Source organism: Pseudoalteromonas sp. APC 3250 (genome assembly GCF_030407915.1).
GTDB lineage: Bacteria > Pseudomonadota > Gammaproteobacteria > Enterobacterales > Alteromonadaceae > Pseudoalteromonas > Pseudoalteromonas tetraodonis.
This window is the reverse complement of record NZ_JASDCM010000007.1, coordinates 171,059-186,128: the sequence shown is the minus strand read 5'-3', so window position 1 is coordinate 186,128 and position 15,070 is coordinate 171,059. Positions and strand designations below refer to the sequence as shown.

The window sequence follows — 15,070 nt, the reverse complement described above, 5'->3', positions numbered from 1 at the left end:
TTCAAGCACACTATTTTAATAAAAATAATCACTTATACTGTTTTGACCGTATATAGTGCTAAACATAATTAATCAGCTATCATTTTATAAAGGCTAATTTAATCAATAAGGTGCTGAAATAACATGAAGAAACACGAAGAATTACCAGAGGATCATGTTGATCCCCTGATGCAGTATTTACATCATGCTATTCGCTTTGCAATTAAAATACTGGCAGTGCTCATGGTGCTGGTTATTTTTTGGAGTATTGCTGATGTAGTGTATGTTTTATACATGCGGTTAAGTTCTCCGCCTTATTTTTTATTAAATATTGAAGACATTCTGCAAACCTTTGGTGCCTTTATGGTGGTGCTAATTGCGGTAGAAATATTTACTAACATTCGGTTATATTTGGGCTCTAGCTCGCTGCCCGTTGAACTTGTTATTGCTACCGCACTGATGGCTGTGGCGCGTAAAATTATTGTCCTCGATTTAAAATTAGTGACCTCAGAGCAAATTGTTGGCCTTGCGTTAGTTACCTTAGCACTGGGTATATCGTATTGGCTGGTAAAAAATAAAACCGGCCACACTAAGCTATAAACGGTTAACTCAACTTGAGTTAACCGACGCACACCTTATTCCCACTGCGCCTTTGTGTTTTACAATGGTATAGTGGGACATCTTTATAAATATTTAATTAAGCAGTTAATATGTATCGACTATTTGAACGGATGACTAAACCGTTCCCAGAGCGTTCTCCATCTCAGCCTCCTAAAACCCTTTTTGCATTTTGTCGTCACTACACCAAAGGCATGGAATTGTCGTTAGTGCTTATGTCGCTCAGTGCCGCATTACTCGCTATTTTAGAGGTGTCTTTATTTAGTTATATGGGCCAACTGGTTGACTGGCTTGGCGAATACACACCTGAAGAGCTGTTTTCGCAGCAACAATCTGCGTTAATAAAAATGGGGTTAATGCTTTTAGTCGTCATGCCTATAGTGGTGTTTTTTAGATCAGCTATTTTACATCAATCGCTATTGGGCAATTACCCTATGTCTATTCGTTGGTTGGCACACCGTTATTTACTGCGCCAAAGTGTCAGCTTTTATCAAAACGAATTTGCTGGGCGTATCGCTACAAAAGTATTACAAACCTCATTAGCAGTACGTGAGTCAGTCACTAAGTTACTTGATGTACTTATGTACATTGCTGTTTATTTTGGCTCAATGGTGTTTTTAGTGGCCGCCTCAGACTGGCGTTTAATGTTGCCATTATTAGTGTGGTTAGCATTGTATATTTGCGTGCAAATTTACTTTGTACCCCGATTAAAAAGTATTGCCAGTTCACAAGCTGATGCACGCTCAGAAATGACCGGCCGTATCGTCGACAGCTACACAAATATTTCAACCATTAAGCTGTTTTCTTACACCCAACGCGAAGAACAATACGCCAAACAAAGTATGGATGTATTTTTACAGCCTGTTTATAAACAAATGCGCTTGGTCACCAGCTTAAACGTGGTTATTCAAAGCTTAAACTATTTGTTAGTGTTTTCGGTAGCAGCAGTGTCTTTGTATTTATGGTCGTTAAGCGCCATTAGTGCAGGAGCGATTGCCGTGGCATTGAGTTTATCGTTAAGGCTTAATGGTATGGCCCAATGGATCATGTGGGAAATTAGCAGCTTGTTTGAAAACATTGGTACCGTAGCCGATGGCATGCGCACCCTTTCTAATCCTATTGCGGTTGCTGACAAACCAGAAGCCGAAACGTTAAAGGTCACCCAAGGGGCAATCGACTTTAATAATGTATATTTTAACTACGGTAAAGCCGCGAATGAAAATAACCGTGGCCCCGTAATAAACGGATTAAACTTAAACATTAAACCCGGCGAAAAAATCGGCTTAGTGGGTCGTTCTGGCGCGGGTAAATCCACATTAGTTAACTTGTTGCTGCGCTTTTACGACACCGACAAAGGCAGCATTAGTATTGATGGCCAAAATATCACGGATGTAAGCCAAGAAAGCCTTCGCCGCTATATTGCTATGGTTACCCAAGATACATCCCTACTGCATCGTTCAGTAAAAGATAACATTTTATACGGCAGACCCGATGCCACAGAAGCCGAAATGCTCGATGCGACTAAGCAAGCCAAAGCCCTTGATTTTATAACCGATTTAGAAGACAGCAAAGGCAACAAAGGCTTTGATGCGCAAGTAGGCGAACGAGGGGTCACCCTGTCAGGCGGTCAGCGCCAACGTATTGCTATTGCACGCGTACTACTTAAAAACGCACCAATCCTCATACTTGATGAAGCCACCAGCGCTTTAGACTCTGAAGTCGAAGCGGCTATTCAAGCAAGCTTAGATGATTTAATGACAGGTAAAACAGTAATCGCCATTGCCCATCGATTATCGACCATTGCACAAATGGACAGACTCATCGTGCTTGATGAAGGCGGCGTTGTAGAGCAAGGCAGTCACGATGAATTAATTGCCCAAGGCGGCATTTACGCTGCTCTTTGGGCGCATCAAACCGGTGGTTTTATTGGCGTTGAGTAATTAGGTTAACAGGGCAAGCTGAATATTAAGCTTGCCCTGCTTAATGCTACATTCTGTCCTTAGCTATTGATCTTAAATATAATTTATAAGCATTTAGTCGGCATTTTGATACATATGCTTGTTCTTTAAATCATAAAATGCCACATTCCCCGTGTTTTATCATCACGCTTTGAATTTTATTATGTCTTTATTAAGTAAACACAAATACACCCTGTTTGGGGTGCTCGCAATTTTGCTCTGGAGCAGTTTAACTGCCTTTATTCGCGACTTATCAGAACTATTTAGCCCAATTGGTGGCGCTGCTTTAATGTACAGCGTCAGTGCGATTTTTTTAATACTAGTCATGGGTGTACCAAGGCTAAGCAATTACCCAAAACGCTATTTAGTCTTTGGTGGTAGCTTATTTGTTATTTACGAAATGTGTTTAGCGTTATCCCTCGGCTTTGCAAATAGTCGCCAGCAAGCGTTGGAAATGGCGATTATTAACTACCTTTGGCCAGCGTTAACCATTTTATTTTCGATTATTGTTAACCGCACTAAAGTAAGCGTATTAGTCTACCCCAGCATACTGATTGCGTTTTTAGGCGTTGCATGGTGCATTGCAGGTAATAGTGGTTTATCTGTGGAAGTATTAACCGCTAATATTAGTGACAATCCAGTACCCTACTCCATGGCATTTGCAGCGGCGTTTATTTGGGCTGTGTATTGCAGTGTAACGGTAAAACTTAGCGAGGGTAAAAATGCCATTAGTATATTTTTTGCAGCCACGGCAATCTTTTTATGGATAAGTTACGGATTGAGTAATGAACCCAGCTTTGAGTTTAACGTATATTCTAGTTTTACTTTATTGCTGGCAGGGGTGGTTATTGGTGGAGGTTACGCACTATGGAACCAAGCAATCATTGGCGGTAACCTAGTGTTGTTAGGCACCTTGTCTTACTTTATTCCTGTATTGTCTACGCTATTTGCCTCTATTTACTTATCACTATCGCTCACCAACGCATTTTGGCAAGGCGTAGTATTAGTTACATTAGGCTCATTAATGTGTTTCATTGTGACCCGAAAAACAAAGCCAGCCCAATAAAATAAGTAAGCGAAAAGCTAGGGACTGTCTGCTTTTCGCTTTAATCATTTAATTAGCTTGCTAATCGCAGTCCTAACAGCACTAACATCACAATGTTTGCAATCACACCAATCAAAAAGAAGTAACTACGCGGGCTGGGGTTTTTCTCTGTGGCAATGGCGTAATACAGTGCCATATGAATTAAACGTGCAATAACGTAAACCCAAATACAGATTGCAAAAACCGAACTGTGATAATTCATCACAAAGGCAAATAAAACCGTTCCTATAAATAACGCACTGTTTTCTAATGTGTTATGAAAGGTGCGATGCGCTCTAAATATAAAACTCTCATGAGATAGGTCTTTATCTATTTTTCCTGGTACAGCCCCAGGCTGTTTGGCTTTACTAAACGTCGCCACTGTCCACTGAACTAACATCATAATTAAATATAAATAAAATGCTATAAACGCTGAATGTGCTATATCGGTCATTGTTTAATCCTTTGTGTTGTTATTAGAGTAATAGTTACAGCAACTATCAAGCCAAAGATAAGCCACTGATGTATATAGTAATTACTTTTTAGTAAAATAATTTTTTGTAATAGATTCATTCTTTATATAAAACTTACTCTATCACAGCGTCTTGGTATTTTTTTAGAGTCTGAGCGCAACTTAAAACCAGTACTAATTACGTATTTTATAATTTTTATTTGAGTATTTATTCTAAGTGTTGTTTTATAGTGTTACTGATAACGGAACGGTAAAATGAATATGATGAATAAAATAACCAAATGCTTGGTAACCTTAGCGCTATTGAACTGTGTATCACCGCCCGCTTTTTCAGCTCAATATGAAATCGAAAAAGGTGAAAACTTGGCTAAGTTGGCGCAATACAAAGACGTAGCCACCATTAAACGCAATTTCGCAAAACAAATAGCGCTTAATTACAGTGTATTAAACGCTGATCTTAAACAAACGCTAAGCCAATATAAACTGGTTTTGAATGCGGATCAGCTACCGTCTTTAGGTATGCACACACAACAAAATACTCGTTTAGCAAACAACGCGTTACAACAACTGAAAGGTTTACCACAAAACACAGGTAGTTTGTTACAAGTGCGTTTGGCAAGCGATAAAATGCTTAGCGCTTGGCAGCAAGGCGAACGCCCTTTATTTGCATTTGCACCCGCTGGTGACGATACGCAATGGAGCGAGATTGAAGCGTTCGATCAGTATGGTGACATTCATTATCTTAGTGTTGACCAAATGCCGACCCAACCTGTCTTTATTGTCGAATTAGATCAACAAAAAGTACAAGATGCGGGTATTGCAGTAATGAGAGGAATTTTATCTACTAACAAATTCAGTAAAAGCACGGTTAGTCCACGAAACCAGTTAAGCAATGAACAACCTCTGCAAACCAGTGTATTGAAAAAAATACGCTTAGAAGATGACAAAGAACCTTGGATCTCAGGTGGTGCTGAAATTTATGCCATTGTAACGGGTGTCGACCCCACCCGAGATGAACCAATATTAGATATCGTTGATTTACCGTATTTAGATCATGATCAAACCGATTACAGTCCTAATCAGGTGCTAATTCATTGGCAGCGTTATCGTTGGCAGGCGGTTGATTTACTCTTAATGGAACAAGATGACAACACCAACTATAAAACTCTAGCAATAAAATTATTAGAAATATCAGAGCAAGTAATGGCGAGCATTCCTGATTTACAAGCGCAAGGTTATGCCATTATTCCTAAGCTGACCAATGAACTGCTAAAAGCAATGCCGGATGAATGGTTTACTAATAATGACGATTATGTTGATGTTTTTTACACGCTGTTTGAAAACAAAGACTATCAAGAATATAAAGGAGCAAGCAGTAATGCGACCATTACGCTATCTCCTTTAGAAATTAACCCAAGACTAAACTAAGTCATCCCCATTCGCTTAATTATTATTGCGGATGGTATCACTCCCCCATACTTCAATAGTCACCCATTAGCGCTTTAACGTTAACGGGTGGCTTTATCACAGCCACTTTTTTGAAATTACACGTTATATTTTAATACCCTAACCTTGCGCCACTGATTTACGAAAGCGCATTAATGCAACAATAAAAAACACACTGCCAATAACAGTTAATGCTAAAAAGTAAGGCCAAACTACATCCCACCCTGCTCCTCGGTATAAAATTGCTTGAGCAAATTTTACAAAATGCGTTGTTGGCGCCAATAACATAATATTTTGCACTACCTCAGGCATACTTTCACGCGGCGTAACACCGCCAGAGAGCATTTGTAATGGTAATAAAATTAAGATCATCAATAACCCGAGTTGCGGCATGGTGCGCGCCTGTGTGCCTAACAATATACCCAGCGATGTGGTCGCAAATAAATGAATAGCAACGCCAAATAAAAATAAGCCTGGCGAGCCATGAATAGGCACTTGTAACAAACCTTCGATCACAATAAATAATGAAAACGCAGTCAGTAATAAAATCACTAAACCATTAGCCCAAATTTTCGCCATCACTATTTCAAAGGGGCTTAACGGCATCACTAATAAATGCTCTAATGTGCCGTGTTCGCGTTCACGGATCACCGCGGCTCCAGTTAAAATAATCGAAATCATTGTGATCACGTTCATTAATTCCATCACGCTACCAAACCATACACTTGTCATGTTTGGATTAAACATAATGTGCGCCGATTGCTTTATTGGCAGTGAATAAACGGTTCGATAACCTTGCACAAACTCATTTACTTCGCCGTTAATAATAATTTGAATATAGTTATCACCAATAAATGCTTGCGACATACGCGTAGCATCTATATTTACTTGAATCGTAGGTTGCTTAGCTGCAAGTACATCACGCTCAAAATAAGGCGGTATATTAAGCACAAAAGTATAACGGCCATTATCCATAGCTGAGTCAATATCGCTTAATGAAATACTGTCTGGTGTTTTAAAGTAAGGCTCATAAAAGGCATTAATAATACGCTTAGATAATTGCGATTGGTCGTGATCAACAACTGCAATCGGCGCATTATTTAACTCTATCGACGTGGCTGAAGCCACCACATAAATCAGCCCAGTAAAAGCAAAAAAAACAAATAGCAGTAAAACCTTATCACGCCATAAACTACGCAACTCTTTAATACCTAAATTAATAATTTTTCCGCGACGTTGCATGGCTATTTGTCCTGCTTTGGAAGTAAAAATACACTGGCCAGAGTCAGCACGGGTATAAAAGCGAATAAAGGCAGTAGCTGGGCTGATAAATCAGAAAAATTAAGCGCTTTATTAAAGACCCCCCGACACGCCTCTAAAAAGTAGGTGGTTGGAAACAGTTTGCCAATAATCGCTCCAAACCCTTCCAAGGAAGAAACAGGGTCAATTAGCCCACAAAAGTTAACGGCAATCATCAACACCACCACCGTAGTGGCTGCCAGTGCTGAAATTTGTGTTTTTGTAAAAGCCGAAATTAACAGCCCCACTCCGGTAGTCGCTGTAACGTATAATAATGCAGCCAAACTAAGCGCCCAAAAGCTGCCTTTTAGCGCCACACCAAACACAGTAATAGCAAGTGCAACTAAGCCAAAAAAGCTAATCATACTCACTAAAATGTAAGGCAGCTGTTTGCCAATAATAAATTCCAGCCGGTTAACCGGTGTGACATATAAGTTTATGATTGAACCCAACTCTTTTTCGCGCACTACGCCAAGCGCCATCAATATCGCAGGAATAAATACCAATAGCAGTGGAATAACCGCCGGCACCATGGCCTCAATGCTTTTAAAATCTTGGTTATAACGATAGCGAGATTCAATATTAGCTGGCACTAAATTGGGTATCTGCGCATAAGTGCGCAAAGATAAGTTGGTTAAATAGCTGTAATACACGCCGCTCATATAACCATTAATCGTTTCTGCCCTAAACGGCATAGAACCATCAATCCACACTACAATTTCAGGTTTACGGCCGCGTTTAAATTGCTGAGCAAAGTTAGGTGGAATTTCAACGGCCACGCTTAACTCGCCACTGCGCATTCGTTTATCAAGTTCTTGCGGGCTTTTAATATCTGCTTTTTGAATAAAGTAACGTGAACCTGCAATATTTTGGATGTAGTTGCGGCTCTCTGGCGATTGGTCTTGATCTAGTACCGCAAAGCTTAAATCTTCAACATCAAATGTAATGCCGTAACCTAAAATAAACAGCAAAATTATCGAGCCCAGCAAAGCAAACGTTAGGCGAATAGGATCGCGCCATAACTCTAGCGTTTCGCGATGCGCATAACCAAATAACCGCAACAAACTAAATGCGGGGTTAGTGTTATTTTTACGAGTAGCGGGCGCTGTAGCCAATGCTTTGGGTTTATCCGTTATCGATGCTTGTATCGCCGAGCTTGCTCCGGCTGCATTTACCGCCTCTTCTAAATATTCAATAAAGGCAGCTTCTAGTGTGTCGGTATTACGCGTTTGGCACAGTGCAGCTGGCGTATCGCTGGCAAGTATTTTACCTGCATGCATTAACGAAATTCTATCGCAACGTGCCGCTTCATCCATAAAGTGAGTCGAAATAAAAATAGTCACGCCTTGTTCGCGCGAAAGCTCAATGAGTAACTGCCAAAAGTCATCCCTTGCAACGGGGTCTACACCCGATGTGGGCTCATCAAGTATGAGCATTTCAGGGCTATGTACTACCGCAACAGCAAGCGATAAACGCTGGCGAATACCTAGGGGCAAATCGGTAGGAAAATCGTCACTGTATTTTTTAAGGTTAAACCGAGTAATTAAATCTTTAACGCGCGGCTCTATTTTCTCTGCGGGTAAGTGGAATAAACGTGCATGCAATACCAAGTTTTGCTTCACTGTAAGCTCGTTATAAAGCGAAAATGCTTGCGACATAAAACCAACGCGTTTGCGGCTTTCGATGTTATTGGCATCGACCTTTTCACCAAACAATTTTGCTTCGCCGCTGGTTGCCGGTTGTAACCCGGTAAGCATTTTCATTGTGGTGGTTTTTCCACAGCCATTTGAGCCTAAAAAGCCAAAAATTTCACCTTGTTCAATACTTAAACTCACCTTGTTAACAGCGGTAAAATCGCCAAATGTTTTACATAATCCATTTGCTTCTATAGCGAACTGAGTTGTGTTTAAGTCTTGTTTACGAGGTGGCACAACTAACCGCTGATGATCATGGCGTTTTTCTTCAGGAAGTAATGCTATAAAGGCTTCATCAAGCGATTCTTTGTTAGTTTGTGCTTTTAGATTTTGTGGGCTGCCCGTACCGATTACTTTTCCATCGTCCATAGCAACTAGCCAATCAAAATCATCGGCTTCTTCCATGTAGGCGGTCGCAACCAGTACGCTCATCTGAGTATTTTCAGCGCGAATACTGTTTATTAATTGCCAAAATTGACGACGCGATAGCGGATCAACTCCGGTTGTTGGCTCATCTAAAATTAATAATTGAGGGTCATGGATCAGTGCGCAGCACAAACCGAGTTTTTGTTTCATCCCGCCAGAGAGCTTTTCTGCGGGGCGATCGGCAAATGCCTCTAAGCCTGTACTTTTTAAAAGGTTATTAATTCGTTGTTTTCGCTCGGCTTTATTTTGAGAAAATAGACGACCAAAAAAATCTATATTTTCAAACACAGAAAGTGTTGGATACACATTTTTGCCAAGCCCTTGAGGCATGTAAGCAATGCGTGGCGACACCGTATTACGAAAACCACTGCTGCGCATATTGCCGTTTAATACCTCAACCTCTCCCACTTGAATCGCCCTTGCCCCCGCTATAAGTGCCAGCAAGCTTGATTTTCCTACGCCATCAGGGCCTATAAACCCGACCATTTTCCCGCCAGGTAATGAAATACTAATGTTGTCCAGCACGCGATTATTAGCATAGCGATGGCTCACCTTAGTAAGCGTAACCACACTTTCACTTGGTGGCTTTTGAATGTTTTTATCGTCGTTATCCATTATTCAGGCACTCGTACCTGTAATGACGTAGGCCAATTTTTTTCAGGCGCTAACAACACATAAGCAAGCCCTGGCACCCCTGTTTTTACTTGTTTGATATGATCTTTTAATAACTGCGAGTCGAGCTTTACCTTAACTCTAAACATCAGTTTATCGCGCTCGTTTCGGGTTTCTACCGATTTAGGGGTAAATTGCGCCTGTGCAGATACAAACGTCACTTTAGCCGGTAATGTATACTCGGCAACAGCATCAATAACAATGCGTGCTTGTGAGCCTATTGTTACCTTGCCCGCTTGCGCTGTTGGTAAATATATACTCATATAAACATCGGTTAAATCCAATAACGATAAAACTTTACCACCACTGCCAAGCACTTCGCCAGGCTCAGCTAATCGATACAATATGCGTCCATTGATTGGTGCTGTGAGCGTGCTGTCGGCTATGTTGCTTTGTAATCGCTCAATACGTGCCTGCGCTGCTTCTATTTCAGCATCCGACTGCACAACTTTTACGTTTGCCGCGGTTAAAGCAGCTTGCGCAATAGCAGAGGTGGTTCGTTGTTGATCTACCACTTCTGTTGAAATATGGCCTTTTTCTAATAATTTTGCAGAGCGGCGCAATTCAGTTTGTGCAAAATTAAGCTCACTTTTATGCTGCTCTACAATCGCTAATGCGTATTTACGAGACTCATTAGCAACACGAAGCCCCGCCTGAGCTTCACGTAACTGTGCATTTAAATCATCAGTATCAATAACCGCTAACGTTTGACCCGCTTTGACCATATCGCCTTCTTGCACCATAACGTCAACTAAGCGGCCCGGTAATTTTGTAGCAATATCGTACTCAGTCGCTTCAATTCGCCCATTTCCATAGGCAACGCTGTCAGGGAGTTGATCAGCAAATGATGTAGGCTGCAAGGTTTGCCAAGCATACCAGCCAGCCCCCCCCACAATGACCAATACAGCGAGCTTACTCAAAGATTTGAACGTTGATTTAATTGTCATGTGCTAAAACTCCATGTATGTATAAAGTAATGTAAGTGAGGGTAGTTAAGGTAAAAATTTTTAGGATACAGCACGCTATTTGTTATATGAAAGCAACCCTGCTTTGTAAGTACAACAAGGGTAGTTGTAATAAGCGATTTAAACGAACTTAAAAATCTAGCGTCACTAATCTACCACCCTCACCGTTAATAAAGATGATGTGGATCAATATAAATTAGGGTTAATGCACTAATTATTAGTGATTTTTTAAAACAGCAGGATAAAAGAAAGGGAAAACATCAAGGCACCTACTGAGCGCCTTAATATTAATTATGTCAGCGGCAGATTAGCTTACAATTTATAGTAACAAAATTCGCTACGACCTTAATGCTAAGCTAATCAATACCACGCCATGATCGGTGCTTAAATCATCACGCTCAAATTCAGGGTTAATTAAATGACGATCGTAAGTATGGTAATGGCTCACCTCAAAAAAGCTGTCGTCGTAACTTGAGTCAAACTCGCAAGACAACAAAATGTAGTCAAGCACTGAGCTGCTCGCGCCAAAATAATGGGTAGGCTTTCGCTTTAAATCCACTTTATTTTCATTATTTTGATTAGCCAAATTTAATTGCGACCTTGCAAATAACTGCCATGCGTCGTTAAGGCAATATTTTGCAAGGTAAGTGTTACTGTCAAACGTGGGGGCAAAGCGCAGTGTATTTGTTAGTAAATGGCTTAAAACGCCATCGGCTAAGTCGTTGTTAAAATCGCCCATTAAAACCATTGGGTTTTGTGTAGATTCGCGGCGTGCAATGATGTCTATCATCAGCAATGTAGCCTCACTGCCGCGCTGAATAGTTGAGCCCCAACTCCCTGCTATATCGGCTTTTAAAAGCTCGATAATATTTTTTTCGGGTGTGAGGTCTTTGTTTTGCTCATCAAGCTCTATCATTGAGCGCTTAGACTTAAAATGCACCACATAACAATCCGTGTTGCCGATATGCGGTAAGGTTATTGTAGCTCTAAGCACCTTTCGGCTAAATGTAAAATCCTCAGTTAAACCAAGGGTTTCAGCAAGCTCATGGTCATGCTCAACACTTGCCACTTCAGCAATGGGGTATTTTGCGGCTATTGCCACAACAGGGCGTTTGTAAATAAAGTCGTCGATTACCTGGGGCTCATCTACCACGCCAAAGTACGTATAGCCTTGATCTTTAACTAATTCTTTAAGCGACTCAATACTAAATACTTCCTGAAAACCAATCACATCAGGCTGATGTTCGGTTAAGTAATTAATAAGCCAACGCTGCTTTCTAGCCCACTGCTCTGCGGTGTATATGCGTTCAAATTCATAATAGGCATTAGGCGGCTCAAGGTAATTAAACAAGTTAAAAGTGGCAATTTTAAGAATCGTATCAGTAATAACCGAATCGTCTGCTTTGGTGTTTAAAGGTGTTTTAGTGTGTGATTCAAGGTTGCTGATAAGGCTGCCCTACTTAAAATATGAAAAACGATTATAGCGGGTTATGGCTATAGTAATCTAAGCGGTGAAAATTTTTCAATATCAAATTCATAGTGTTAATTTACACTAACTTATCATTTTTTAAGGCACACGGTCATTATGGATTACTCAAACTTCGGCACTAAATTTACTCAACCTAATGGTATTACTCAGTTAATGGAAGATTTAGGCGATGCTAAAAACAGTAATAATCCAAATATTGTTATGCTCGGTGGTGGTAATCCGGCCCTAGTGCCTGAGGTTAATGATATTTTTATCAATGAGTTACAAAAGCTTGTTGCTAATAATACACTTTCCAACGTATTTGGACTTTACGATGGCCCAACGGGTAATGATGCATTTCGTGCAGCTCTGGCCAAGCAACTAAAAAGTGAATACTCATGGGATTTAACCGCAAATAATATAGCGCTTGGTAATGACAGCCAAGCCAATTTTTTTGTGTTATTTAATCTGTTAGCTGGCAGTATGCCTGATGGAAGCCATAAAAAGGTTTTATTTCCGCTGGCACCTGAATATGTAGGCTATGCAGATCAAGGCTTAACTGACGATATGTTTGTAGCAATAAAGCCCGATATCGAAATTTTAAATACTGAAAGTGGCTCAAACCAATTTAAATATATCATTAATTTTAAAGCTGTTGAGCAAGTATTAGCAAGCGACAGCAGCATTAGCGCACTGTGTGTATCGCGCCCGACTAACCCAACAGGCAATGTCATTACTGATGAAGAAGTACAGCATCTCGATTTATTGGCTAAGCAATATAATATCCCACTGATCATTGATAACGCCTACGGCGACCCATTCCCTGGGTGTATTTATACCGACGCAAACTTAACCTGGAACTCAAACATTATTTTATGCATGTCACTTTCAAAGCTTGGCCTACCGGGTTTGCGAACCGGTATTGTAGTGGCTAACAATGACATAATTAAAGCCATTGGCCGTGTGAATGGCAGTATGGTTTTGTCGCCGAATAGTTTTGGCCCAAGTTTAGTAACGCGCCTTATTAATGAAGATGAACTCCTTCCGCTGTGTAAAAATTCAGTGCTGCCTTTTTATCGAGAAAAAGCACAAACAGCAATGAACTTGTTTGATGAAATATTTGCCCACCTCCCCGTTTACTTACACAAAGTAGAAGGCGCATTTTTTATGTGGCTGTGGTTTAAAGAGGCAAAAATAACCAGCGAACAACTTTACCAAAAGCTCAAAGAGCAGGATGTTTATATTATTCCCGGGCATAATTTTTTTATTGGTATTGATGATGCTTGGGCACACAAACACCAGTGTATTCGCATTAATTATGCAACCGATGCCAGCACTTTGCGAAAAGGCTTAGAGGCCATTAAAGCCGTGATGGCATGAATTGATATTTAGGGCATTCAAACCCTTTGCGTGAATACAGTGCGTGCAAAGCGTTTATAGTGCCTATAGTTATTGGCATAAACCTGTGAACAATTTAAAGTTATTCAGTCATCCTCTAAGCCGTTAAATAAGCCCTAAACTGAGGTAAGCGGTTATTACTGTTATTTATTGATTGTATTAATTTTGTGCAAACGCGCCACACCCACTTTAAATTTATATATAAGTTGGTATGCTACGCGACCTTTTTTAACATATGATTATCATCAAAAAAGGGTTTGCCAAGGGGCGGCTATCGCTGCAAGGCACTTAATATAAGTGGCAGCAATAATACAGGCATCGCGTTATAAAACGTTAGATGTAACTTTAAATAGCAATATACAAAAGTACTATTAAGGTCAATTATGCGATTAGGACCAGGACTACTCGTCACCGCTGCCTTCATTGGACCAGGGACTATTACGACTGCCAGCGTGGCAGGTGCAAACTTTGGTTTTGCACTAATATGGACATTACTGTTTTCAGTTATTGCCACCATATTATTACAATCTATGGCGGCGCGCCTTGGCGTAGCCACCGGGCAAGATTTAGCGCAAGCGCTAAGAGCTCACATTGAAACGCCCCTATTTAAATCTCTCGCTATATTTTTAGTGATCAGCGCCATTGGAGTAGGCAGTGCCGCCTACGAGGCTGGTAACCTTAGCGGTGCCAGTATGGGATTAATTGAAATATTCCCTCATGTTAATGCCCAGCTTTGGACGCCACTCATTGCATTTTTAAGTGCGGTGTTACTTTACAGCGGTAAACACAAAGTCGTTGAAAACGCGCTTATTTTATTAGTGATTCTAATGAGCCTAGTGTTTATCTCTACGTTAGTTATGGCTGCTCCCTCGCTGAGTGATGTGTTAGCAGGGTTTATTCCTAGTATGCCTGAGGGTTCAATTACCACCGTATTGGCATTAGTGGGCACCACCATAGTGCCGTATAACTTATTTTTACACTCAGGTGTTTTAGCTGCAAGGCACGACAGCAAAAGTGATAAGCAAAAAGTCATTAAGCAAACTAATGTAGATACGGGTGTGTCTATCACCTTAGGTGGCGTGATCACGCTGGCAATTTTATCAACCGCGTCAGTGGCATTTTATGGCACAGATGCAGGGCAAATTAGCGCTGCCAACATGGCGGTACAACTTGAGCCATTACTTGGCGATGCTGCCCATTACTTTTTTGCTATTGGCTTATTTGCAGCAGGTTTAACCAGCGCAATATCAGCTCCCCTTGCCGGTGCATATGCAGTATGTGGCATGTTAGGTTGGTCAAATAAAATGGATAACACCCGCTTTAAAAGTGTCGCCATTGTTATTTTATTATTTGGTGCAGCCGTGGCGTCTCTGGGTTTAGACCCTGTTGCCGTGATAATTTTTGCTCAAGCCGCAAATGGCTTATTACTGCCTATTGTAACCACCTACCTAGTGTGGCTGGTTAACCAAAAATCAGTAATGGGCAAATACACCAACTCAATGTTAGTAAACTTACTTACTTTACCGGTGTTAGTGCTTATTTTTGGCTTAAGTGGTTACAAGCTGTTTAGTTTAATTTTTTAATATCACTA

The 15,070-nt window shown here is 40.7% G+C and carries 11 protein-coding genes; 6 read left to right on the top strand and 5 right to left on the bottom strand.

Going from position 1 to position 15,070, the window contains the following annotated elements:
• The first annotated feature begins 123 nt into the window (after window positions 1-123).
• From QL986_RS09945 to yddG, 3 genes are all read left to right on the top strand, one after another.
• Window positions 124-579, top strand: coding sequence for a phosphate-starvation-inducible PsiE family protein (locus QL986_RS09945; RefSeq protein ID WP_013464778.1), 456 nt, complete (start codon window positions 124-126; stop codon window positions 577-579).
• Window positions 580-689: 110 nt separating this feature from the next.
• On the top strand, window positions 690-2,537 hold the full coding sequence (locus QL986_RS09940; RefSeq protein WP_138686553.1) for an ABC transporter ATP-binding protein: 1,848 nt from the start codon (window positions 690-692) through the stop codon (window positions 2,535-2,537).
• A gap of 181 nt (window positions 2,538-2,718) precedes the next feature.
• Window positions 2,719-3,621 carry an aromatic amino acid DMT transporter YddG gene (yddG, locus tag QL986_RS09935; protein ID WP_024602567.1) on the top strand — a complete coding sequence of 301 codons (903 nt, stop codon included), beginning with the start codon at window positions 2,719-2,721 and terminating at the stop codon, window positions 3,619-3,621.
• A gap of 52 nt (window positions 3,622-3,673) precedes the next feature.
• On the opposite strand, the gene QL986_RS09930 is transcribed toward yddG, so the two are convergent.
• Window positions 3,674-4,093 carry an MAPEG family protein gene (locus QL986_RS09930; protein ID WP_024602566.1) on the bottom strand — a complete coding sequence of 140 codons (420 nt, stop codon included), beginning with the start codon at window positions 4,091-4,093 and terminating at the stop codon, window positions 3,674-3,676.
• Window positions 4,094-4,366: 273 nt separating this feature from the next.
• Between QL986_RS09930 and QL986_RS09925 the strand changes: the two genes are divergently transcribed.
• The gene (locus QL986_RS09925; RefSeq protein ID WP_024602565.1) at window positions 4,367-5,539 is read left to right on the top strand and encodes a DUF3103 family protein; all 1,173 of its coding nucleotides are present in this window, start codon (window positions 4,367-4,369) and stop codon (window positions 5,537-5,539) included.
• Between the two features lie 138 nt (window positions 5,540-5,677).
• Here QL986_RS09925 and QL986_RS09920 read toward each other — a convergent pair whose 3' ends face one another.
• From QL986_RS09920 to QL986_RS09905, 4 genes are all read right to left on the bottom strand, one after another.
• Complete coding sequence (locus tag QL986_RS09920) at window positions 5,678-6,799, bottom strand: ABC transporter permease (protein WP_024602564.1); 1,122 nt, start codon at window positions 6,797-6,799, stop codon at window positions 5,678-5,680.
• Between the two features lie 2 nt (window positions 6,800-6,801).
• Window positions 6,802-9,591 carry a ribosome-associated ATPase/putative transporter RbbA gene (rbbA, locus tag QL986_RS09915; protein ID WP_024602563.1) on the bottom strand — a complete coding sequence of 930 codons (2,790 nt, stop codon included), beginning with the start codon at window positions 9,589-9,591 and terminating at the stop codon, window positions 6,802-6,804.
• Window positions 9,591-10,595 carry an HlyD family efflux transporter periplasmic adaptor subunit gene (locus tag QL986_RS09910; RefSeq protein ID WP_024602562.1) on the bottom strand — a complete coding sequence of 335 codons (1,005 nt, stop codon included), beginning with the start codon at window positions 10,593-10,595 and terminating at the stop codon, window positions 9,591-9,593. Before QL986_RS09910 ends, rbbA begins: the two co-directional genes overlap by 1 nt.
• 355 nt (window positions 10,596-10,950) lie before the next feature.
• A complete protein-coding gene (locus QL986_RS09905) occupies window positions 10,951-11,964 on the bottom strand; it encodes an endonuclease/exonuclease/phosphatase family protein (protein ID WP_024602561.1) in 1,014 nt (337 codons plus the stop codon).
• Window positions 11,965-12,198: 234 nt separating this feature from the next.
• Between QL986_RS09905 and QL986_RS09900 the strand changes: the two genes are divergently transcribed.
• Together QL986_RS09900 and QL986_RS09895 are read left to right on the top strand one after the other, a co-directional pair.
• Window positions 12,199-13,461 carry a valine--pyruvate transaminase gene (locus tag QL986_RS09900; protein WP_024602560.1) on the top strand — a complete coding sequence of 421 codons (1,263 nt, stop codon included), beginning with the start codon at window positions 12,199-12,201 and terminating at the stop codon, window positions 13,459-13,461.
• 401 nt (window positions 13,462-13,862) lie between these two features.
• Window positions 13,863-15,062: an Nramp family divalent metal transporter gene (locus tag QL986_RS09895; RefSeq protein WP_290191498.1), complete on the top strand. Its 1,200-nt coding sequence runs from the start codon at window positions 13,863-13,865 to the stop codon at window positions 15,060-15,062.
• Window positions 15,063-15,070: the final 8 nt, after the last annotated feature.

Bases quoted from the DNA above. Each gene is read 5' to 3' on its own strand.
- QL986_RS09945 (WP_013464778.1), top strand. From the start codon at position 124: ATGAAGAAACACGAAGAATTACCAGAGGATCATGTTGATCCCCTGATG.
- QL986_RS09940 (WP_138686553.1), top strand. From the start codon at position 690: ATGTATCGACTATTTGAACGGATGACTAAACCGTTCCCAGAGCGTTCT.
- yddG (WP_024602567.1), top strand. From the start codon at position 2,719: ATGTCTTTATTAAGTAAACACAAATACACCCTGTTTGGGGTGCTCGCA.
- QL986_RS09930 (WP_024602566.1), bottom strand. From the start codon at position 4,093: ATGACCGATATAGCACATTCAGCGTTTATAGCATTTTATTTATATTTA.
- QL986_RS09925 (WP_024602565.1), top strand. From the start codon at position 4,367: ATGAATATGATGAATAAAATAACCAAATGCTTGGTAACCTTAGCGCTA.
- QL986_RS09920 (WP_024602564.1), bottom strand. From the start codon at position 6,799: ATGCAACGTCGCGGAAAAATTATTAATTTAGGTATTAAAGAGTTGCGT.
- rbbA (WP_024602563.1), bottom strand. From the start codon at position 9,591: ATGGATAACGACGATAAAAACATTCAAAAGCCACCAAGTGAAAGTGTG.
- QL986_RS09910 (WP_024602562.1), bottom strand. From the start codon at position 10,595: ATGACAATTAAATCAACGTTCAAATCTTTGAGTAAGCTCGCTGTATTG.
- QL986_RS09900 (WP_024602560.1), top strand. From the start codon at position 12,199: ATGGATTACTCAAACTTCGGCACTAAATTTACTCAACCTAATGGTATT.
- QL986_RS09895 (WP_290191498.1), top strand. From the start codon at position 13,863: ATGCGATTAGGACCAGGACTACTCGTCACCGCTGCCTTCATTGGACCA.